This window comes from Streptomyces triticisoli (assembly GCF_003270085.1).
GTDB classification, from domain to species: domain Bacteria; phylum Actinomycetota; class Actinomycetes; order Streptomycetales; family Streptomycetaceae; genus Streptomyces; species Streptomyces triticisoli.
On the sequence record NZ_QFDQ01000143.1, the window covers coordinates 11,921 to 31,778 of the forward strand.

The 19,858-nt window shown below is 71.0% G+C and carries 21 protein-coding genes; 14 read left to right on the forward strand and 7 right to left on the reverse strand.

What is annotated here, in order from left to right:
• Nucleotides 1-53 precede the first annotated feature (53 nt).
• Entirely contained in the window at nucleotides 54-1,673 is a 1,620-nt protein-coding gene (locus tag DEP02_RS19775; RefSeq protein WP_112469017.1) for an MFS transporter, read from the reverse strand.
• Between the two features lie 139 nt (nucleotides 1,674-1,812).
• Between DEP02_RS19775 and DEP02_RS19780 the strand changes: the two genes are divergently transcribed.
• From DEP02_RS19780 to DEP02_RS19790, 3 genes are all read left to right on the forward strand, one after another.
• A complete protein-coding gene (locus tag DEP02_RS19780) occupies nucleotides 1,813-2,502 on the forward strand; it encodes a TetR family transcriptional regulator (protein ID WP_112469018.1) in 690 nt (229 codons plus the stop codon).
• A gap of 150 nt (nucleotides 2,503-2,652) precedes the next feature.
• The gene (locus tag DEP02_RS19785) at nucleotides 2,653-3,870 is read left to right on the forward strand and encodes an alpha/beta hydrolase (RefSeq protein ID WP_112469019.1); all 1,218 of its coding nucleotides are present in this window, start codon (nucleotides 2,653-2,655) and stop codon (nucleotides 3,868-3,870) included.
• A 66-nt stretch (nucleotides 3,871-3,936) separates the two neighbouring features.
• Nucleotides 3,937-4,794, forward strand: coding sequence for a DUF4429 domain-containing protein (locus DEP02_RS19790; protein WP_112469020.1), 858 nt, complete (start codon nucleotides 3,937-3,939; stop codon nucleotides 4,792-4,794).
• 17 nt (nucleotides 4,795-4,811) lie between these two features.
• On the opposite strand, the gene DEP02_RS19795 is transcribed toward DEP02_RS19790, so the two are convergent.
• Entirely contained in the window at nucleotides 4,812-5,294 is a 483-nt protein-coding gene (locus tag DEP02_RS19795) for a MerR family transcriptional regulator (protein WP_112469021.1), read from the reverse strand.
• A 107-nt stretch (nucleotides 5,295-5,401) separates the two neighbouring features.
• On the opposite strand from DEP02_RS19795, the gene DEP02_RS19800 reads away from it, so the two are divergent.
• The 3 genes from DEP02_RS19800 (at nucleotide 5,402) to DEP02_RS19815 (ending at nucleotide 7,986) form a co-directional block, all read left to right on the forward strand.
• Entirely contained in the window at nucleotides 5,402-5,872 is a 471-nt protein-coding gene (locus tag DEP02_RS19800; protein WP_112469022.1) for a GNAT family N-acetyltransferase, read from the forward strand.
• A gap of 18 nt (nucleotides 5,873-5,890) precedes the next feature.
• Nucleotides 5,891-6,709, forward strand: coding sequence for a serine hydrolase domain-containing protein (locus DEP02_RS19805; RefSeq protein ID WP_112469023.1), 819 nt, complete (start codon nucleotides 5,891-5,893; stop codon nucleotides 6,707-6,709).
• Between the two features lie 791 nt (nucleotides 6,710-7,500).
• Entirely contained in the window at nucleotides 7,501-7,986 is a 486-nt protein-coding gene (locus DEP02_RS19815; protein WP_112469024.1) for a GNAT family N-acetyltransferase, read from the forward strand.
• A 40-nt stretch (nucleotides 7,987-8,026) separates the two neighbouring features.
• Here DEP02_RS19815 and DEP02_RS19820 read toward each other — a convergent pair whose 3' ends face one another.
• Complete coding sequence (locus tag DEP02_RS19820; protein ID WP_112469025.1) at nucleotides 8,027-8,677, reverse strand: pirin family protein; 651 nt, start codon at nucleotides 8,675-8,677, stop codon at nucleotides 8,027-8,029.
• 109 nt (nucleotides 8,678-8,786) lie between these two features.
• Between DEP02_RS19820 and fasR the strand changes: the two genes are divergently transcribed.
• From fasR to fabF, 5 genes are all read left to right on the forward strand, one after another.
• Complete coding sequence (gene fasR, locus DEP02_RS19825; protein ID WP_112469026.1) at nucleotides 8,787-9,971, forward strand: fatty acid biosynthesis transcriptional regulator FasR; 1,185 nt, start codon at nucleotides 8,787-8,789, stop codon at nucleotides 9,969-9,971.
• 89 nt (nucleotides 9,972-10,060) lie between these two features.
• Entirely contained in the window at nucleotides 10,061-10,972 is a 912-nt protein-coding gene (locus tag DEP02_RS19830; RefSeq protein ID WP_112469027.1) for an ACP S-malonyltransferase, read from the forward strand.
• 22 nt (nucleotides 10,973-10,994) lie between these two features.
• Complete coding sequence (locus DEP02_RS19835; protein ID WP_112469028.1) at nucleotides 10,995-12,026, forward strand: ketoacyl-ACP synthase III; 1,032 nt, start codon at nucleotides 10,995-10,997, stop codon at nucleotides 12,024-12,026.
• Nucleotides 12,027-12,127: 101 nt separating this feature from the next.
• Nucleotides 12,128-12,376, forward strand: coding sequence for an acyl carrier protein (locus tag DEP02_RS19840; protein WP_073951948.1), 249 nt, complete (start codon nucleotides 12,128-12,130; stop codon nucleotides 12,374-12,376).
• 108 nt (nucleotides 12,377-12,484) lie between these two features.
• On the forward strand, nucleotides 12,485-13,756 hold the full coding sequence (fabF, locus tag DEP02_RS19845; protein WP_112469029.1) for a beta-ketoacyl-ACP synthase II: 1,272 nt from the start codon (nucleotides 12,485-12,487) through the stop codon (nucleotides 13,754-13,756).
• Nucleotides 13,757-13,872: 116 nt separating this feature from the next.
• On the opposite strand, the gene DEP02_RS19850 is transcribed toward fabF, so the two are convergent.
• The gene (locus tag DEP02_RS19850) at nucleotides 13,873-14,367 is read right to left on the reverse strand and encodes a DUF3145 domain-containing protein (protein ID WP_112469030.1); all 495 of its coding nucleotides are present in this window, start codon (nucleotides 14,365-14,367) and stop codon (nucleotides 13,873-13,875) included.
• 256 nt (nucleotides 14,368-14,623) lie between these two features.
• On the opposite strand from DEP02_RS19850, the gene DEP02_RS19855 reads away from it, so the two are divergent.
• Together DEP02_RS19855 and DEP02_RS19860 are read left to right on the forward strand one after the other, a co-directional pair.
• Nucleotides 14,624-15,517: an SGNH/GDSL hydrolase family protein gene (locus DEP02_RS19855; RefSeq protein WP_112469031.1), complete on the forward strand. Its 894-nt coding sequence runs from the start codon at nucleotides 14,624-14,626 to the stop codon at nucleotides 15,515-15,517.
• A 27-nt stretch (nucleotides 15,518-15,544) separates the two neighbouring features.
• Nucleotides 15,545-16,516, forward strand: a complete 972-nt coding sequence (locus tag DEP02_RS19860; protein WP_112469032.1) for an aldose epimerase family protein — start codon at nucleotides 15,545-15,547, stop codon at nucleotides 16,514-16,516.
• Nucleotides 16,517-16,691: 175 nt separating this feature from the next.
• Here the strand turns inward: DEP02_RS19860 and DEP02_RS19865 are convergent, their stop codons facing one another.
• On the reverse strand, nucleotides 16,692-17,486 hold the full coding sequence (locus DEP02_RS19865; protein ID WP_112469033.1) for an EI24 domain-containing protein: 795 nt from the start codon (nucleotides 17,484-17,486) through the stop codon (nucleotides 16,692-16,694).
• Nucleotides 17,487-17,773: 287 nt separating this feature from the next.
• Between DEP02_RS19865 and DEP02_RS19870 the strand changes: the two genes are divergently transcribed.
• Nucleotides 17,774-18,061, forward strand: coding sequence for an IS3 family transposase (locus tag DEP02_RS19870; RefSeq protein ID WP_112469034.1), 288 nt, complete (start codon nucleotides 17,774-17,776; stop codon nucleotides 18,059-18,061).
• 167 nt (nucleotides 18,062-18,228) lie between these two features.
• Here DEP02_RS19870 and DEP02_RS19875 read toward each other — a convergent pair whose 3' ends face one another.
• Nucleotides 18,229-19,101 (reverse strand): FKBP-type peptidyl-prolyl cis-trans isomerase, encoded by an 873-nt coding sequence (locus tag DEP02_RS19875; protein WP_198668498.1) that lies wholly within the window; start codon nucleotides 19,099-19,101, stop codon nucleotides 18,229-18,231.
• A 379-nt stretch (nucleotides 19,102-19,480) separates the two neighbouring features.
• A complete protein-coding gene (locus DEP02_RS19880) occupies nucleotides 19,481-19,819 on the reverse strand; it encodes a hypothetical protein (RefSeq protein WP_112469036.1) in 339 nt (112 codons plus the stop codon).
• Between the last annotated feature and the right edge of the window lie 39 nt (nucleotides 19,820-19,858).

Below are 19,858 nucleotides of genomic sequence, written 5' to 3' on the forward strand. Positions count from 1 at the left end.
ACCGAAGGCGAGGGATCTTCGACTCGGTCACCCTGATGGGCGAACCGCGCCGGTCAGATGTGGCCGACCCCCGCTCCCGCCTCCGCGTTCTCCCCGCGCTTGGTGAGCAGCGCGACCAGGACGGCCACGGCCGCGATTCCGGCGGCGACGAGGGAGGCGAGGCTCATGCCGGAGATGAAGGTGTCGTGCGCGACGGAGGTGATCTTCGCGGCGATCGCCTCGGGCGTTCCCCGCGGCACCGGCGCCACGCCGATCTGGACCAGCTCGGAGGCCTGGCCCATCTGGGCGGGGGGGATGTCCGGGAGCCCTGCGTCCTTCCAGTTGCCGGGCAGGTCGTTGTTCACCTTGGAAGCCATCACGGCGCCCAGCACGGCCGTACCGAGGCTGCCGCCGATCTGCATGGCGGACTGCTGCAGCCCGCCGGCCACGCCGGACAGCTCCAGCGGCGCGTTGCCGACGATGACCTCGGTGGCGCCGACCATGACGGGGGCGAGGCCGAGGCCGAGCAGAGCGAACCAGAGCGACATGGTGGCGCTGCCGGTGTCCGTCTCCAGCGTGGACAGGCCGTACATGGCCAGCGCGGTGGCGGCCATGCCGCCGGCCAGCGGAACGCGCGGGCCCAGCTTGGTGATCATGAAGCCCGCGAGCGGGGAGGCGACGATCATCGCGCCGGTGAGCGGAAGGAGGTGCATGCCCGCTTCGATCGGGCTCATCCCGTGCACGCTCTGCAGGTAGAAGGTCACGAAGAACAGGCCGCCCATGAACGCGATGGCCATCAGGACCATGAGGACCACGCCCGCGGACAGCGGCACCGAGCGGAACAGCGCCAGCGGGATCAACGGCTCCTTCACCTTGGTCTCCCAGAAGGCGAAGGCGCCGAAACCGATGAGGGACGCGACGATGAACGCCCACGTCGAGCCGTCGCCCCAGCCCCAGTCCCCTGCCTTGATCAGGGCCCAGACCAGGCAGAACATGGAGGCCGAGAGCAGAACGATGCCGAGGACGTCGAAGGAGCGCGGCGCGTTCTCGGCGCGGTGGTCGAGCAGGATCAGCAGGCCCAGGACCAGGGCGAGGACGCCGACGGGCACGTTGATGAAGAACACCGACTGCCAGTTGACGTGCTCGACGAGGAAGCCGCCGAGGATCGGGCCGCCGGCGGTGGAGGCGCCGATGACCATGCCCCAGATGCCGATGGCCATGTTGAGCTTCTCGGCCGGGAAGGTGGCCCGCAGCAGACCGAGCGCGGCCGGCATCAGCAGCGCGCCGAACAGGCCCTGGAGGACCCGGAAGACGATGACCATGGCGATGGTGCTGGACAGCCCGATCGCCCCGGAGGCGGCGGCGAAGCCGGTCACGCCGATGAGGAAGGTCTGCCGGTGCCCGAAGCGGTCACCGAGCTTGCCCGCGGTGATGAGGGAGACCGCGAGGGCGAGGAAGTAGGAGTTGGTGATCCACTGGACGTCGGCGAGGCTGGCGCCCAGGTCCTTGGCGATGGCCGGGTTGGCGATGGCCACGATGGTGCCGTCGAGGGCCACCATCATGACCCCTACGGCGACGGTGATCAGGGTGACCCACGGGTGCCCGCGCAGCCCCTTGGACGGCGCGGGCTCCGACGGGGCCGTCGAGGCGTTCTCCCCCGGCCCGGTCGATTCGATGGCGGTCTGACTAGTCATGGGTTCGAGGCTAATGACAGCCACTGACAATTGACAAAGGGGTTCACCCGTCAGTCACTGTCGTGTCGTTCCCTATACTCTGAGCTGGGGAAACAGTTCACAGTGCGGGACAGCGCGAGAAGAGGGTCCGGAGAGCTCCATGGAGACGGCGGGGACCACCGGGACGGCCCCACAGGCGGTGCGGGCGGTGTCACGGCCGGGGCTGCGCGAGCGCAAGAAGCGACGCACCAGGTACGCGCTGCTGCGGTCCGCGCTCGAACTGTTCACCACCCAGGGGTACGAGAACACGACGGTCGACGAGATCGCCGAGGCCGTCGACGTCTCCCAGCGCACCTTCTTCCGCTACTTCGGCGGCAAGGAGGACGTCGCCCTCGCCGTGCAGGAGATGGTGGAGGCGCACTTCGTCGACTCGCTGCGCGCCCGCCCGCCCGGGGAGCCCCCGCTGGAGGCGCTGCGCCGGGCGGTGCTGGAGGGCTGGGACACGATCAGTGACGCCGTCGGGACCGTCGTGCCCGTGGAGCTGTATCTGCGCATGTTCCGGGTGATCGAGTCGACGCCGGTCCTGCTGGCCGCGCAGCTGCGCCGCTCGGCGGAGACCGAGGAGCAGATCGCGCGTCTGCTCGCCGAGCGCGAGGGCCTGGACGTGGACGCCGATCCGCGGCCGCGGCTGGCGGTGGCCGTCTTCGGCGCGGTGATGCGGGTGACGAGCCGTCAGTGGAGCGCGGTCGAGGACGCCGGCCTGGAGGCGATGCGGGAACTCACCGCCGCGTACCTCGATCAGGTGGGACCCGCGCTGACCGGGAACTGGCGTACGACCCTCCGGCGTTGAGCCGGACACACGCCACCGCTGCCGAACTGCCGCACGCCTGAGCGGACTTGAACAGGCGTACGGACTGCATTAACCCTCACGCCACTTGAAACGTGATCCCTGTCACTCGGTTAACGCGAGACCGTCTCGTTCTCCTAGTGTGTCCTCCCAGTGACTTCCTTCGACACCTCCCCACACCTCAACGCCTGGCGCGCCCTGCTCGCGCTGGCCGTGGTCTTCGTGATGCTGGCCACCACCGGCTGGACCGCCATGCGCGGCCACCGCGGGACCACCGCCCTGCAGGCGTCCCTGTCCGCCTGGGACCACGGCCGCCTGCACAAACACCGGCTGCCCGCCCCGGACGCGGCCCCCGCCCTGCTGAGCCGCTTCTTCGCCTCGCTCACCGCGCAGGACCGCAGCCGGCTCGCCCACCGCTATCCGCTCGCGGTCGGCAACATGAACGGCGCCCCGGTCAAGCTGCGCTACCAGGCCAACCGCATCGCGCTCCGCCAGGCGCGCAAGGTCGAGCTGAGACGCATGCACGACAGCCGGCTCACCCCGGCCGGGCAGCAGGACGCCGGCCGCCGTGTGAACCGCTACACGGCGCTGATGGCGAAGGGCCGGCAGATCCTCGCCTTCGACCCCGGCGGCACCGGCCGCGTCGCCGAGGTCTTCGGCGACCTGCGCAGGGCGGAGCGGATCTCCGTCGTCGTCCCCGGTGTCGACACCGACCTGTTCACCTTCCGGAGGACCCACCGCCCGTACTCGGCTCCGCACGGCATGGCGAAGTCGCTGTACGCGGCCGAGCGCACGGCGGCCCCCGGCACCCGTACGGCCGTGATCGCCTGGGCCGACTACACCGCGCCCAGCGGGCTCGGCGTGGACGCGGCCACGGCGATGCGCGCCGAGGAGGGCGCCGTCCGGCTGAACAGGCTGCTGCGAGGACTGCCCGGCACCTCGCCCGTCTCGCTGTTCTGCCACAGCTACGGTTCGGTGGTGTGCGGCGTCGCCGCGCGCGGGCTGCCGGACCGGGTGTCCGACGTAGCGGTGGCCGCCAGCCCTGGCATGCGGGCGGCCAAGGTCTCCCACCTGCGCACCTCCGCCAGGGTGTGGGCGATGCGGGACGCCACCGACTGGATCCAGGACGTGCCGTACCTGGAGCTCGGCGGCCTCGGCCACGGCGCCGACCCGGTCTCCCCGGCGTTCGGGGCGCGCGTGCTGTCGGCACGGAGTGCGAAGGGCCACGCCGGCTACTTCGAGCCGGGCACCGACAGCCTGACCAACTTCGCCGGAATCGGGGTCGGCGCGTACGACTCGGTGCGCTGCGCCCATGACGACGACAGGTGCCGGGCGGATTTGTCCGGTACGACGACGGCCGGACGCGCGTAGAGACAGCAGGAAGTGCGGTCTGCGCGGGGAGGGACGGAGAAGCCCGTGCCCCCTACGATGAGCCGCATGGGTGACGTACTGGCCGGATTTCACGCTGTCTGGGAGTTCGAGTCCGACTCCGTGCTCATCCGCTACGAACGGGGGATTCGAACACCTAGGCTCTTCCAGACACTCGGTGCCCGCCGGATTCCACTGACGGCGCTCGAGGACGTGACGCTCGCCGCGGGCAGACGCGGCACGGTGGTCCTGCGCGCCGAGCCCAGGCCCGGCGCCGACCCGCTGATGGACGCGGCCGACGGACAGCTGAAGGAGGGCTGCGACCCGTACCGGCTGGTGCTGCCGGCCGAGCGGGAGACGCTCGCCGAGTACTACGCCGACGAACTGCGCCCGCGCCTCACCGAGAGCGGCCCGGCCGACCGCCACCTGGTGGCGCCGCCCGCGGCGCCGCTCCAGTTCAAGGCGTACGACGGGAAGGCGTCCTTCGACGGCAGCGCGGTGCGCTTCCGGTGGTCGTGGACGGGGGCGTCCTCGGCCAAGTGGAAGGCCGGCGACCGGAGTTATCCCGTCGCCGACCTGGGCGGGGTGGAGTGGCGCTCACCCGAACTCTTCGAGGGCCATCTGCGGCTGCTGCCGCGCGAGCCGGACGCCACAGCCGTACGACCGCCGCAGCCGGACCAGGATCCGGCCGCGGTGGTGTTCGGCCTCGGCTACGGCCCGGTCCACGAGTCCCTGCCGTTCGCGGCGGCCGTACTGGCCGCGGTCCGGTCGGCGAGCCCCCCGACCCCGGTCACCGTCCCGGCCCCTCGCCGCGACCCCGCGGACATCGCGGACCGCATCCGCCACCTGGGGGAACTCCACCAGGCGGGGCTGGTGACGGACGAGGAGTTCTCGGTGAAGAAGGCACAACTGCTCGCCGAGCTGTAACCCTGGACGGATGGGACCTAGTGGGGCTGCTGAGGCCCGGCGTCCGCATAGAAGCTGATCTTCCGGTCCAGTACCGCGAGCGTGTCCCGGAGTTCGGCGATCCGGTCCAGGACGTCCCGGCGGGTCGCCTCGAGCAGCGCGTGCCGCTCGCCGTACGTGTTCTCGCCCGCGCGCACCAGCTCCGCGTACCTGACCATGTCCGCGACCGGCATGCCGGTCAGGCGCAGCTTGCCGACGAGGTCGAGCCAGTCCAGGTCGCGGTTGGTGTAGCGGCGCTGGCCGGTGTGCGAGCGGTCGACGTGGGCCATCAGGCCGATCCGCTCGTACCAGCGCAGGGTGTGGGCCGTCAGCCCGGTGAAGGCGACGACCTCGCTGATGGTGTACCTGTCCTGCCCGTCGGGGCGCGGGTGCCGCCGGGGTCCGGCGGCACAGAGGTCGGTACGGGTGGGGGCCTGCTCGGTCTCCTCGGTGGTCACGGGCGTGGTCTGCGTCACCGTCATGGCCTCCACGCTATGGCCTTGGAGCCCACTCCAAGCAAGTGGAACCCGCCAGGGCGGCCGGAAAAAGCGGGGGACACGGGGCGGGTGCGGTGGCTAGCGTGCGGGGCATGAGTCTCGTACGACGTGCTGAGCCCGCCGACGCCGCGGAAGTGCTGCGACTGCGCCAGGTGATGATCGACTCGGTCCACGGCGCCGACCCCTCCACCGAGTGGCACGCAATGTCCCTGCCGGTCCTGCGCGAGAAGCTGGCCGACCCGGACGGGGACTTCGTGGCGTACGTCGTGGACCACCCGGAGCGGCCGGGGGCGCTGGCCGCGCTGGTGGCGGGCACGATCGAGTACCGGATCGGCCGGGCGCGCAACCCGCTCGGCACCGTCGGCCACGTCTTCAGCGTCGCGACGGATCCGGATGCCCGCCGCCGCGGGTACGCGCGTGCGTGCATGGAGATACTGCTCGACTGGTTCCGCAAGCGCGGCGCCGACCGGGTGCAGCTCACCACGTCCGCCGAGGGCGCGCCGCTGTACACCTCCCTCGGCTTCCGGCCCAAGCCCGACCCGTTGCTGGAGCTGTGGCTTTGAGCGCTTAGGCTCGATGTCATGTCGTTGAAGAGCCTGACCTCGATCGAGAACTGGCCGGTCCCCACCGCCGCGGCGGGCGTGGTCCGCGCGGACGGCACGGTCCTGGGCACCCACGGCCCGACCGCTCAGCGCTTCCCGCTGGCCTCGGTCACCAAGCCGCTGGCTGCCTACGCGGTGCTCGTGGCGTACGAGGAGGGCGCGATCGAGCTGGACGAGCCGGCCGGCCCACCCGGCGCGACCGTCCGCCACCTGCTCGCCCACACCTCGGGCCTGGCCTTCGACGAGCACCGGGTGATGGCCCCGCCCGGCGAACGGCGGCTGTACTCCAACGCGGGCTTCGAGCAGCTCGGCGACCACGTGACGAAGGCGACGGACATCCCGTTCACGGAGTACCTGCGCCAGGCGGTGCTGGCCCCCCTGGGCATGACGCAGACGACCCTGGACGGCTCCCCGGCCAAGGACGCGGTCTCGACGGTCGACGACCTGCTCCGCTTCGCCGCCGAGATCCAGGCCCCGCGCCTGCTGGACCCCCGCACGGTCGCCGAGGCGATGACGGTCCAGTACCCCGGCACCAAGGGCGTCCTGCCGGGCTACGGCCACCAGAACCCCAACGACTGGGGCCTGGGCTTCGAGATCCGCGGCTCCAAGACCCCCCACTGGACCGGCACTTCCTCCTCTCCCCGCACCTTCGGCCACTTCGGCCAGTCCGGCACGTTCCTGTGGACCGACCCGGACGCGGGGGTGGCCTGCGTGGCCCTGACCGACCGCGCCTTCGGCCCCTGGGCGATCGAGGCGTGGCCGGCTTTCACGGACGCGGTACTGACAGAACTGCGCTGACACCGCCGGCCGGCCCACCACCGGCCGGCCCACCACCGGCCGCCCTCGGACCGACTCGCCGCCGCCCTCCGCGAACAGGTCCTCCGCAGGCGCGGCGTGAACCGATCGCTGGGATGCCACGCCGGCCGAGAATCCGGGGCACCATCGCGGCGCGTTCCCGCGCGACGTCCTCTTCGCGTACCTTCTCGGCGACCTCGTGCCGAAAGAAGCAGTTGCCCGGTGGGCAGGCGTTCGTCGACGGCCTGCAACAGTCAACGCGCCCGCCCACTCACCGGGCAACCTCCCTCGCGGCGCCGACAGCCAGGAGCGGGTGTGACACAGGGGCCACTCCGGGTGCCTCGAGACGGACCTGACGTCACAGGGGAGGTGTCACGGACACGCCTGCTGGGCCCACGGACGGGACAACGGCTTGGTCTGCTCGGCGCGGTTCTCCGGCTGCCGGAACGACATGGGCAGCACCGAGGAAGAGCAAGCCCGGGTGGCGAGCATGCTGCGCTGATCGCTGTCCCGGACATCCTGGTGGCGGCTCTGGAGATCTCGACCGTGCCGCGCGCGGGGCGTCGTGTCGAGAGCGGAATAACGGCCGTCCCTTACCTCAGCCGACTGCGGGTTCCCTTCTCGTGCCGTGCTGAAGACCAACAGCAGGGCGCCCCAGCCCTGTCGCGGCACTACCGTGCAGCTTGAAAATCCACCCCATGCTTCACAGCGTGTCACAGGGAGCCGGTCAAGGTCGTTGCCTTACCCCGCGATGTGGGTGTCGGCACTGTGACGAAAACGAAAGAACGGGATCGATGACGAAGGAAATCACCGACCGCCAGGATCGGCCCGTGGTGCTCGAGGACATCACGGACGAGAACTGGCGCGACGTCGCCGATGTGGCCCCCACCGACGACCAGCGCCGGTTCGTGGCCGCCCTCGGCGCGCGCTACCTGCTGCTCTCCATGCGCGGGGGGCTCTGGAACTCCCTTGCGGTCCGGGCGGGTGACAAGGTCGTGGGCCATGTCATGTGGGCGTACGACGAGGAGGACGGGACCCACTGGGTCGGCGGCATGGTCGTCAACGCCGAGGAGCAGGGCAAGGGGGTGGGCCGTGCCACGATGCGCGCCCTGCTGCGGCGCCTCGCCGCGCTGCCGTCCTGCCGGGAGATCCGGCTCTCGTACCACCCGGAGAACACGCCCGCCGCCGCTCTCTACGCGGCGCTCGGTTTCACGCCCACCGGAGACTTCGAGGACGAGGAGATCGTGGTGGCGCTGAGCGCCGAGGCGGCCGCCGCCTGATCCCGCCGCCCGCACGCCGACGTGCGGGCACGCGGGTGCCTCACCGGCCGGCCATCTCCCACATCAGCAGCTCCGCGTCCGTCATTCCCACCGCTTCCAGGCCCCCGGCGGCATCCGTGATCCGCGCCGCGTCCGCTGGCCCCAACCGGTCCTCGCCCAGCCGTACTTCGCCCCGTACGACATGGACGTACACGTACGCCGCGGCCGGCACCGCCGTCCGCTCCCCCGCCGCCGGGCGGCGGACGTGGAGCGTGGCGCCGGCCTCCGGGACGGCGTACGAGGTGGTGTCGTGGACGAGCTCGTAGCGGGGGGCGTCGCCGGGCGTGAGTGGGGTCAGCCACATCTGGACGAAGGTCAGGGGTGCGTCGCCGTCGTTGCGTTCCACGTGGCGGACGCCGGCCGCCGCACTCAGGTGCTGGAGGTCGCCGGGGCGGACCAGCGTCTCGTGGCCCGTGGAGTCGCGGTGGGTCAGTTCGCCCTCGACGACCCAGGTGATGATCTCCGTGTGGCTGTGCGGGTGCTCGTCGAAGCCGGCGCCGGGGGCCAGGTGCTCCTCGTTGCAGGCGATCAGGGCGCCGAAGCGGAGGTTGTCCGGGTCGTAGTGCGGGCCGAAGGAGAAGGCGTGCCGGGTGGTGATGCCGGCCGCCTCCTCGCCGCCCCGGTAGCGCTCCGCCGCGCGCCGTACTTCCATCGTCACGGGGACCACCGTAGCCCTGGCCCCGGACCTCGGTCCGACCCGGCGGCACGCTCGTCCGTCCGGATGAGGCAGGCTTGTCCCCGTGCCCGAATCCGTATCTCGCATGACCGAAGCCGCAGCGCACGGCCTCCATCCGCATGCCGCGACCCTGAAACGGCTGGAGAAGTCGTCCGGGTCGCTGGCCGCGCAGGCGATCGCGCGGATGGACGAGACGCTGCCGTGGTACCGGGCGATGCCCCCGGAGAACCGTTCCTGGATCGGCCTGGTCGCCCAGGCGGGCATCGCGGCCTTCACCGAGTGGTTCCGGCGCCCTGACGCACCCCAGGCGATTTCCACCGATGTGTTCGGGACCGCCCCGCGCGAGCTGACCCGGGCGATCACGCTGCGGCAGACCGTGGAGATGGTGCGCACCACGATCGAGGTCATGGAGTCCGCCATCGACGAGGTGGCGGCGCCGGGGGACGAGAGCGTGCTGCGCGAGGCGCTGCTCGTGTACGCCCGCGAGATCGCCTTCGCCACCGCCCAGGTGTACGCCCAGGCCGCCGAGGCACGCGGCGCCTGGGACGCCCGGCTGGAGTCGCTGGTCGTCAACGCCGTGCTCAGCGGGGAGGCGGACGAGGGCGCGGTGTCCCGGGCCTCCGCCCTGGGGTGGAACTCGCCCGAGCATGTGTGCGTGGTGCTGGGCACGGCGCCCGACGGGGACTCCGAGCTGACCGTGGAGGCCATTCGGCGGGCGGCCCGGCATGCCAAGCTGCAGGTGCTGACCGGGGTGCTCGGGGACCGGCTCGTGGTGATCGCGGGGGGCAGTGACAATCCGCTCGGCGTGGCCAAGTCGCTGATCGGGCCCTACGCCGCCGGGCCCGTCGTCGCCGGGCCGGTCGTGCCCGATCTGCTCGCCGCCACCCGGTCCGCACAGGCCGCCGCGGCCGGGCTGAAGGCGTGTTTCGCCTGGCAGGACGCGCCGCGTCCGGTGCTGGCCGACGATCTGCTGCCGGAGCGCGCCATCGCCGGTGACCCGGGCGCGCGCGAGCAGTTGGTGGAGGAGATCTACAGACCGCTGGAGGAGGCCGGCTCCGCCCTGCTGGAAACCCTCAGCGTCTATCTGGAGCAGGCGAGCAGCCTCGAAGGCGCGGCGAGGATGCTCTTCGTTCACCCGAACACCGTGCGCTACCGGCTCCGACGTGTGACAGACGTCACCGGCTGGTCACCCTCCGATGTACGATCCGCGTTCACGCTACGGATCGCGCTGATCCTGGGGCGTCTGACCGATGGAGATCCCCAGGCCTAGGATTTTGTCGGGGGTCCACAAAACCCCTCCGTGTTCTTCGTCCCTGTCCCCACGGGCGGCCCCGGCCGTCCCCAAGAGAGAGTGTGAGAGTGCTCGTACTCGTCGCTCCCGGCCAGGGCGCCCAGACGCCCGGCTTCCTGACCCCCTGGCTCGAACTGCCCGGTGCCGCCGACCGTGTGACCGCCTGGTCGGACGCCATCGGACTGGACCTCGTCCACTACGGGACGCAGGCCGACGCGGACGCGATCCGCGACACCGCGGTGGCCCAGCCGCTGCTGGTGGCCGCCGGGCTGCTGTCGGCCGCGGCACTGGGTGACACCGGCGCGGGCGTGGTCGCGGGCCACAGTGTCGGCGAGATCACCGCCGCCGCGTTCGCGGGCGTCCTGGACGACACCGCCGCGCTGACCCTGGTCCGCAAGCGGGGTCTGGCGATGGCCGAGGCCGCCGCGATCACCGACACGGGTATGTCGGCGCTGCTCGGCGGCGACCCGGAGGTGTCCGTCGCGCACCTGGAGAAGCTGGGCCTGACCCCGGCGAACGTCAACGGCGCGGGCCAGATCGTGGCCGCCGGCACCCTGGAGCAGCTCGCCGCGCTGAACGAGGACAAGCCCGAGGGCGTACGCAAGGTCGTCCCGCTGAAGGTGGCCGGTGCCTTCCACACGCACCACATGGCCCCCGCGGTCGACAAGCTGGCCGAGGCCGCCAAGGCGCTCACGCCCGCCGACCCGAAGGTCGCCTACGTCTCCAACAAGGACGGCCGGGCCGTGCACAGCGGTGCCGAGGTCGTCGAGCGGCTGGTCGGCCAGGTCGCCAACCCGGTCCGCTGGGACCTGTGCATGGAGACCTTCAAGGAGCTCGGCGCCACCGCCCTGATCGAGGTGTGCCCCGGCGGCACGCTGACCGGTCTGGCCAAGCGCGCGCTGCCCGGCGTGAAGACGCTGGCGCTGAAGACCCCCGACGACCTCGACGCGGCCCGCGAACTCATCTCCGAGCACGCCTGACGACCCTGAGGAGCCGACGATCATGCCGAAGATCAAGCCCGCCAAGGGAGCCCCGTACGCGCGCATCCTCGGCGTGGGCGGTTACCGGCCCACGCGGGTGGTGCCCAACGAGGTGATCCTCGAGCGGATCGACTCGTCCGACGAGTGGATCCGCTCGCGCTCGGGCATCGAGACCCGGCACTGGGCGTCGCCCGAGGAGACCGTCGCGGCGATGTCGGTCGAGGCCTCCGGCAAGGCGATCGCGGGCGCCGGGATCGACGCCTCGCAGATCGGCGCCGTGGTCGTCTCGACCGTCTCGCACTTCAGCCAGACCCCGGCCATCGCCACCGAGATCGCCGACCGGCTGGGCACGAACAAGGCGGCCGCCTTCGACATCTCGGCGGGCTGCGCCGGCTTCGGCTACGGTCTCACCCTGGCCAAGGGCATGGTGGTGGAGGGTTCCGCCGAGTACGTGCTCGTCATCGGCGTGGAGCGCCTGTCCGACCTGACCGACCTGGAGGACCGGGCCACGGCCTTCCTGTTCGGCGACGGCGCCGGCGCGGTCGTCGTCGGCCCCTCGCAGGAGCCCGCGATCGGCCCGACCGTGTGGGGCTCGGAGGGCGACAAGGCCCAGACGATCAAGCAGACCGTGTCCTGGGACCGTTTCCACACGGGCGACGTGTCCGAGCTGCCCGTGGACAGCGAGGGCAACATCAAGTTCCCTGCGATCACGCAGGAGGGCCAGGCGGTGTTCCGCTGGGCCGTGTTCGAGATGGCGAAGGTCGCCCAGCAGGCGCTGGACGCGGCCGGGATCAGCTCGGACGACCTGGACGTCTTCATCCCGCACCAGGCCAATGTGCGGATCATCGACTCGATGGTGAAGACCCTCAAACTGCCGGAGCACGTCACGGTCGCCCGTGACATCCGCACCACCGGCAACACCTCGGCCGCCTCGATTCCGCTCGCGATGGAGCGGCTTCTGGCGACCGGCGAGGCGAAGAGCGGCGACACCGCGCTCGTCATCGGCTTCGGGGCGGGTCTCGTCTACGCCGCAACGGTCGTTACTCTCCCCTAGGCACTCCGTGCCGGATCATGTTTCCGGCACGGGAGCCGCACCACCTGCCGCTGCCGCGGTGGGCGCCACACCCTCTGGAACAGTTACGAAGGAGCGCCGACATGGCCGCCACTCAGGAAGAGATCGTCGCCGGTCTTGCCGAGATCGTGAACGAGATCGCCGGGATCCCGGTCGAGGACGTCCAGCTGGACAAGTCCTTCACCGACGACCTGGACGTCGACTCGCTGTCCATGGTCGAGGTCGTCGTCGCCGCCGAAGAGCGCTTCGACGTCAAGATCCCCGACGAGGACGTCAAGAACCTCAAGACGGTCGGCGACGCGACCGAGTACATCCTCAAGCACCAGGGCTGATCGACCGATCACAGCCTTGGGCTGACTGCCCCGCCACCCGGCGGTGGCGCCGCTGTCCCCGCGTGAGCGGGGGTTGTCCTCCTCGAATCCGTTGGAGAAAGAATTCCCGTGAGCCCGACCAATCGCACCGTGGTCGTCACCGGTATCGGCGCAACCACACCGCTGGGTGGCGACGCAGCCTCTACCTGGGAGGGGCTGGTCGCCGGCAAGTCCGGTGTGAAGCCCCTGACCGAGGACTGGGCGGCCGACCAGGCCGTCCGTATCGCGGCCCCGGTGGCCGTGGAGCCGTCCGAGATCCTTCCGCGGCCGCAGGCCCGCCGTCTGGACCGCTCCGCGCAGTTCGCGCTGATCGCCGCCCAGGAGGCCTGGAAGGACGCCGGCTTCACCGGCAAGGCGGGCGAGGACGCCCCCGTGGACCCGGACCGGCTCGGCGCGGTCGTCGCCTCCGGCATCGGCGGTGTGACGACGCTGCTGGACCAGTACGACGTGCTGAAGGAGAAGGGCGTACGCCGTGTCTCCCCGCACACCGTCCCCATGCTGATGCCGAACGGCCCCTCGGCCAACGTGGGCCTGCTCGTGGGCGCCCGCGCGGGTGTGCACACGCCGGTCTCCGCCTGCGCCTCGGGCGCCGAGGCCATCGGCTACGCCATCGAGATGATCCGCACCGGCCGCGCCGACGTCGTCGTCGCCGGCGGTACGGAGGCTGCGATCCACCCGCTGCCGATCGCCGCGTTCGGCAACATGATGGCGATGTCCAAGAACAACGAGAACCCCGAGGGCGCCTCGCGCCCCTACGACGTCGACCGGGACGGCTTCGTCCTCGGCGAGGGCGCGGGTGTGCTCGTCCTGGAGTCCGCCGAGCACGCCGCCGGGCGCGGCGCCCGCGTCTACGCGGAGGCGGTCGGACAGGGCATCTCCGCCGACTCCCACGACATCGTCCAGCCGGAGCCGGAGGGCCGCGGCATCTCGCACGCCCTGCAGCACCTGCTGGACCGCACCGACCTGGACCCGGCCGAGATCGTGCACGTCAACGCGCACGCCACCTCGACGCCGGCCGGTGACATCGCCGAGCTGAAGGCGCTGCGCAAGGTCTTCGGCGACCACGCCGACCACATCGCGGTCTCCGCGACCAAGTCGATGATCGGTCACCTGCTCGGTGGCGCGGGCGGGGTGGAGTCGGTGGCGACGGTGCTGGCGCTGTACCACCGGGTGGCTCCGCCGACGATCAACATCGACAACATCGACCCCGAGGCCGAGGCGTACGCGGACGTGGTCCGCGGGGAGGCGCGCAAGCTGCCCGTGGAGGGCCGCATCGCCGCGCTGAACGACTCGTTCGGCTTCGGCGGGCACAACGTGGTGCTGGCGTTCCGGACGGTCTGAGCAGCCGCCGTACGCACGTGCAGGGCCCCCACCGACCGGTGGGGGCCCTCCTGCTTGAGAAGCGTGTTGAGACCCTGTCAGGGCACGCTGTCGGAGCACGCCGTCAGGCCGCGCCGTCAGACCACCTGGTGGAGCCAGCGGACCGGGGCGCCTTCACCCGCGTAGCGGAACGGCTCCAGTTCGTCGTCCCACGGCTTGCCCAGGAGCTTGGCGATCTCCGCCTCCAGGTCGGTCTCGCCCTGCTGGGAGCGGAGGAGGGCGGCGCGCAGGCGGTCCTCGGGGATGAGGATGTCGCCGTGGATGCCGGTGACGGCGTGGAAGATGCCGAGGTCGGGGGTGCAGCTGTAGCGCTCGCCCTCGGCGGTCGGGCAGGGCTCGGCGGTGACCTCGAAGCGCAGCAGCTGCCAGCCGCGCAGCGCGGAGGCGAGCTTGGAGGCGGTGCCGGCCTGCCCCTGCCAGGAGAACTCCGAGCGCCAGGTGCCGGGTGAGGCGGGCTGCCGGATCCAGTCCAGGCTGACGCGCGTGCCGAGCACGCCGGCGATGGCCCACTCGACGTGCGGGCACAGCGCGCGCGGCGCGGAGTGCACGTACAGAACTCCACGTGTCGTCACCGGGACCTCCGGGCAGAGCGGGACAGGGGGCGGGCAGGTGGACAGCGGTGGCGCTGAAGGCCACGTTGATGGCGAGGCTACCGTGCGAGAGCGCAAGGAGTGTGACGTACCGTCGGTCCCGGCGGCAGGAAACACCCCTCATTCACCCGGGGGGACGCTTGTACGGGTACGAGCCGCCCACTCGGGTGGGGGCGGGAACCCCCGCGCGTTCTCATGGAGGGGAGCACTGTTCGACGATTGAGGGGAGCCCCAGGGCATGCGGAAGCGACGTCGCCGTATCCGGGCCGCTCACGCCGTGGTGGCGGCGGCCGTGCTGGCCACCGCGGGCTGCTCCGTCGGTGACCACGTCTCCGGGGTGGGCACCGGCGACAGAGCGTCCCGTCCGTCCGCCACGCCGTCACCCGAATGGAATCGCAGCCCGGACTCGATCGCCGCGATCGGCGACTCCATCACCCGCGGCTTCGACGCGTGCATGGTGCTGACGGACTGCCCGGAGGCGTCGTGGGCGACGGGCAGCGACGCCTCGGTCAACAGCCTGGCGGTGCGGCTGCTGGGGGCGAGCGGGGCGGCCCGGCGCAGCTGGAACTACGCGGTGACCGGGTCCCGGATGGCCGATCTGAACGACCAGATGGCGCGGGCCGTGCGGAAGAAGCCGCAGCTGGTGGCGGTGATGGCCGGCGCAAACGACGCCTGCCGGAAGTCGCCGGCCGCGATGACCCCGGTGGCGGACTTCCGGGCCGAGTTCCAGGCCGCGATGGACACCCTGCGCCGGGCGCTGCCGAAGACGCAGGTGTACGTCGCCAGCGTGCCGGACCTGAAGCGGCTGTGGTCCGAGGGCCGTACGAACGCGCTGGGCAAGCAGATCTGGAAGCTCGGCCTCTGCCCGTCGATGCTGGGCGACGCGGACTCGCTGGACGCGGCGGCCGTCAAGCGGCGCGACACGGTGCAGGCGCGGGTGAAGGCGTACAACACGGTGCTCAAGGAGGTCTGCGCGAAGGACCGTCTCTGCCGCTTCGACAACAACGCGGTCTTCGACTACCGGTTCGGCACCGAGCAGCTGAGCCGCTGGGACTGGTTCCACCCGAGCCGGAACGGGCAGGCGCGGCTGGCCGAGATCGCCTACCGGACGGTCACCGCGAAGAGCCCGTGAGGACGGACGTGATCTAGGGTTTTCCACATGGGTGAACTTTTCGGCACACTTTCCGACGGCACTGCCGTGCACCGCTGGACGCTGGAGCGGGCCGGGGTGCGGGTGCGGGTGCTGTCGTACGGCGGGATCGTGCAGTCGGTGGAGGTGCCGGACCGGGAGGGGCGCACGGCGGACGTGGTGCTGGGCTTCCCGGGCCTGGACGGCTATCTGGCCCGTCCCGAGCCGTTCCTGGGCGCGCTGATCGGGCGGTACGCCAACCGGATCGCCCGCGGCCGCTTCCCGCTGGACCGGCGGACGTACGCGCTCGAACAGAACGAGGGGCCGAACTCGCTGCACGGCGGCGCCCGGGGCTTCGACAAGCGGCTGTGGGAGGTGGCGCCCGTCGAGCACGGCATACGCCTCACCCGGGTCAGCCCGCACGGCGAGGAGGGCTTCCCGGGCCGGCTGGAGGTCACGGCGACGTACACCCTGGACGCGTCGGGCGCCCTGCACATCGCGTACACGGCGGTCACGGACGCGCCGACGGTCGTCAACCTCACCAACCACTCGTACTGGAACCTCAGCGGCTCCGGGAACACCGGCGGCCACGAACTGCGGCTGGCGGCCTCCCACTACACCCCGGTCGACGCCGACCTGATCCCGACCGGCGACCTGACGGAGGTGACGGGCACCCGCTTCGACTTCCGCCGTACGCGCGAGGTGGGCTCGGGGTACGACCACAACCTGGTCCTGGACAAGGGCGTCACGGACACCCCGGTGGAGGTGGCCGAGCTGCACGACCCGGCGTCCGGCCGCGTCCTGACGGTGTCGACGACCGAGCCGGGCCTCCAGCTCTACACCGCCGACCACATCGGCGCCCCCTTCGCGCCGGGCGACGGGATCGCCCTGGAGACCCAGCACTTCCCGGACTCCCCCAACCGCCCGGAGTTCCCGAGCACCGAGCTCCGCCCGGGCGGGGTCTTCCACTCGGAGACGATGTACGGCTTCTCGGCGCGCTGACCGCACGGGCGTACAGGCGTACAGACGTACAGACGTGCGGGCGCACGAGCCCCGGTCCGGGGTCAGGTCCCGGACCGGGGCTGCTCGTGGGCAGAACTTTCCCGGTTTGACGTTAACCGCCGTGGTGACGCCGCGGTCGGCGATCCATCACCCCGCCGCAACCTCGTACGAACCTTCACAAAGTCTTGCGGCTTTCAACGGACTCCGCGACGGCTGTGTCCTCCGTCTCCTCCCCCAGCAGGTCACGGGCGAGCAGGGTGGCGCCCGCGACCGCGCCCGGCATGAGGAACACCGCCACGAACGGCACCAGGAAGGCCAGGCCGAGCGGTGTGCCGAAGCCCCAGACCAGCAGCTTGCGGGAGCGCAGCAGCTTCAGGCGGGCGCGGAGCCCGACGCCCCGGCGCTGAAGGGCGACTGCGGCCAGCTCCTCGGTGAGGAAGAACCCGGTGACCAAGAACCCGATCACCGGTACGGCCGTCTGACCGACGAAGGGCAGGAACCCGAGCCCGAAGAGCAGCACACCCCACAGCGCGGCCCGGACCAGGATGCGGAGGCTGTCCCGGCCCGAGATCCACAGATCGCGCCAGAGCGGCAGACCGGACTCGGGCGCCGTGCCGTCGGCGGACACGTCCCGGTCGACCTGCTCGGACAGGCTCTCGTAGAAGGGCTGGCCGATCAGGAGGGTCACCGCGGTGAAGGTGACCACGGCGAGCAGCAGGACCAGAGCGAACAGCACGGCGGTCAGCAGGCCGCGGAAGAGTCCGAGCCAGGGGCTCGGCCAGTCGTCGGCGAAGGGGGTCGCCCAGCCGACGGCGTCCTCGCCCCACAGGGCGAGCACGATCAGCGCCGCGGCGTACAGGACGAGGGTGATCAGCCCGGGCAGCAGCCCGAAGCCGTACGACCTCCTGTGCCGCGCCATCCACCGCTGGCCCTTCAGGAGGTACCCGAAACCCGCCCCGAGATCACGCATGGGAAAACTTTACGAGGGCCCCTGCCCGCCCCTCGCACCGGCCACTGTCGAGTCGAACGGGCATGCGCCGCCGTACCGGTCTGTGGGAACCACTGTGTCACCGGTGAGCAGCGGCCAGGCCGAGGAGAGCGGATGACTCAGGAGATCCACGGCACCGTCGCCGACGGCTACGAGCCGGTGCGCGAGGAGTTCGCCGCGTTCGTGGCGTCGCAGCGGCCGGACTACGAGGGGCAGTTGTGAACCGCCCCGGCTCGAATGGAGACTCCGGAGTGCCCTGAGCCCGTTCCATGCGCGATGAGGAGCTCAAGGAACGGACCCAGGAGGTCCACACGTCCAACCACCGCGTCTACGGCGCCCGGAAGATCTGGCGCGAGCTGAACCGGCAGGAACATGCGGTGGCCCGCTGCACCGTCGAGTGCCTGATGCGCGAACTCGGCACCCAGGGCGCGGTGCGCGGCAAGCGCGCCATCACCACGATCCCCGGCGGGCGGGTCGAGCGGGCCCCGACCTGGTCGACCGCGACTTCGTCGCCGGCGCTCCGAACCGCTGCTGGGTGGCGGGCTTCACCCATGTGAAGACCTGGTCCGCCACCGTCTACGTCCCGGACGCCCCGGAGATGACTGTCCGGCAACGCGACCGCGATCAACACCCCATCCTGCCGGGCGAGTCGATCGCTTGAGCCCGCCATCGTCACCGGACGCTCGTAAACGCGCGGGCCATCGGCCCGCGACGCCAGGGGGCGTTATACGGCAGCGAGTACGTCGATCACGCTGACCAAGGTGGCGCCGTCCGGGATGCCCTTGGGGCCGCGGGCGCCAAACGCCTTGTCAGCGGGGATCACGAGAAGCAGCCGGGTCCCGACGCGCTGCCCCACGACGGCCTCGTCCCAGCCCTGGATGACGTTGCCTCGGCCGATGACCACCGGCGCCGGCCCACCGTCGGCCTGCGAACTCATCACGAGATCCGCCTCGTGCTTGCCGCGGGCGGACTGCCAGACAGCCGTGGACTGCTGCAGCACGACCTGCTGGCCGGACCGCACAACGCGGCCGCGGCCCTCGACGAGGATGCGCTGGAGCAGCTTGGCGGGGGCATCCCGATCCGGGACCGAGATGGTGCCGATGGCCGAGCGACGATCCACGCGGGCCTGCGGCAGGGAGGCTGGGATCGGTGTTTGGTCACCGTCGACCGTGGCGTGGGCTGGGATGATCTGCAGGAGGTCGACCACGAAGACGAGGGTGTCATCGCCCGTGACACCGAGCCGCGGATTGCCACTGACACCGTAGGCCGCCGCCGGCGGGGCGACGACCAACATGCGGCTGCCTGCACGCCGCCCCTGCACGGCCAGGTCGAGCGCGGGCAGGGTCGCCCCACGCCCCACCGGGATGAGCTGCGGCCCAGTTCCTTCGTCGTACGGGCAGGGCAGCGCTTTGCCGCTGCGCCAGATTGCCGCGGTGTAGGCCACGACAGCGATGTCGCCCTTTCGCGCGGTCGCGCCGTGTCCCGCGGCCCGCTCGGTGATGACGAACTCGCCGGACGGACGGGTCCTGGGCACGGAGATCGCTGCGCGCTCACCGGTCCGCCCGCTGACCGTGGGCAGCGCGTCGTCGGTGTGCACGACAGGCGGCACATCTGGTCGCCGTGCAGCCGCCGCCGACGGCGCCGGCAATGGCCGATGCCAGTCGGGCCGCTCGTCGGAGGAGCTTGAGCTGGTACACCCCGTCAGCAAGCAGGCACATACGACTATCAGTGCCGAGAGTCGGCGCATCTCGTTCCAATCGCTTATTAGAAATCATTCCGGCTCCCTGGGGGCGCCGAAGGCGGTGGCGCCGTTGCTGCGGCATCCCGCGCATGGAGACGTGCGCAATGGGGATAGTTGGCGCGTCACCGTCCCTGTCGGCGTCCCGTTCTGTCGTCCATCCTGAACCTCGAAAGTCGAGAGCCGCTCACATGTCATCAAGGTCCTGATGCGATGAACAGTTACGTCTCGCTCGCGCTTAGGCGTTGTCCGTGGGGCTCGGTGGCTGTTCGGGGTCGGAGCTCCTCCGTCCACCAGTGCTGTCGGTGGATTCCTGGTGGGTGTCTCCCGGCGCATCCGGAACGATCGGCGCTGCGGCTGGCTCCGGTGGTCCCTCGGACCTGCGTCGCTGCCCAAGCTGGCCTGTTCTGAAGAGGTGGAACATCAAGGTCAGCCAGGCGAGAGCGACGAACATCGCCGCGGATTCAATAAAGGGGAATGCCCGCTCACCGTCTTCGATCCAAAGATTCACGTAGAAGCCAGCCTGAAGGAGACCCAAAAGGAAGAGGATGATGGACGTGAAAACGCGGTTCGACATGTTATCGATCTCCTCGTCCGGAGGCGATGGGCTTGGTGG

Excerpts from the sequence above, each read along its gene's own strand:
- DEP02_RS19835 (WP_112469028.1), top strand. The coding sequence starts at position 10,995 with ATGCCGAAGATCAAGCCCGCCAAGGGAGCCCCGTACGCGCGCATCCTC.
- DEP02_RS19790 (WP_112469020.1), top strand. The coding sequence starts at position 3,937 with ATGGGTGACGTACTGGCCGGATTTCACGCTGTCTGGGAGTTCGAGTCC.
- DEP02_RS19805 (WP_112469023.1), top strand. The coding sequence starts at position 5,891 with ATGTCGTTGAAGAGCCTGACCTCGATCGAGAACTGGCCGGTCCCCACC.
- DEP02_RS19865 (WP_112469033.1), bottom strand. The coding sequence starts at position 17,486 with ATGCGTGATCTCGGGGCGGGTTTCGGGTACCTCCTGAAGGGCCAGCGG.
- DEP02_RS19880 (WP_112469036.1), bottom strand. The coding sequence starts at position 19,819 with ATGTCGAACCGCGTTTTCACGTCCATCATCCTCTTCCTTTTGGGTCTC.
- DEP02_RS19800 (WP_112469022.1), top strand. The coding sequence starts at position 5,402 with ATGAGTCTCGTACGACGTGCTGAGCCCGCCGACGCCGCGGAAGTGCTG.
- DEP02_RS19795 (WP_112469021.1), bottom strand. The coding sequence starts at position 5,294 with ATGACGGTGACGCAGACCACGCCCGTGACCACCGAGGAGACCGAGCAG.
- DEP02_RS19870 (WP_112469034.1), top strand. The coding sequence starts at position 17,774 with ATGCGCGATGAGGAGCTCAAGGAACGGACCCAGGAGGTCCACACGTCC.
- DEP02_RS19855 (WP_112469031.1), top strand. The coding sequence starts at position 14,624 with ATGCGGAAGCGACGTCGCCGTATCCGGGCCGCTCACGCCGTGGTGGCG.
- DEP02_RS19820 (WP_112469025.1), bottom strand. The coding sequence starts at position 8,677 with ATGGAAGTACGGCGCGCGGCGGAGCGCTACCGGGGCGGCGAGGAGGCG.
- DEP02_RS19815 (WP_112469024.1), top strand. The coding sequence starts at position 7,501 with ATGACGAAGGAAATCACCGACCGCCAGGATCGGCCCGTGGTGCTCGAG.
- DEP02_RS19860 (WP_112469032.1), top strand. The coding sequence starts at position 15,545 with ATGGGTGAACTTTTCGGCACACTTTCCGACGGCACTGCCGTGCACCGC.
- fasR (WP_112469026.1), top strand. The coding sequence starts at position 8,787 with ATGACCGAAGCCGCAGCGCACGGCCTCCATCCGCATGCCGCGACCCTG.
- DEP02_RS19780 (WP_112469018.1), top strand. The coding sequence starts at position 1,813 with ATGGAGACGGCGGGGACCACCGGGACGGCCCCACAGGCGGTGCGGGCG.
- DEP02_RS19840 (WP_073951948.1), top strand. The coding sequence starts at position 12,128 with ATGGCCGCCACTCAGGAAGAGATCGTCGCCGGTCTTGCCGAGATCGTG.
- DEP02_RS19775 (WP_112469017.1), bottom strand. The coding sequence starts at position 1,673 with ATGACTAGTCAGACCGCCATCGAATCGACCGGGCCGGGGGAGAACGCC.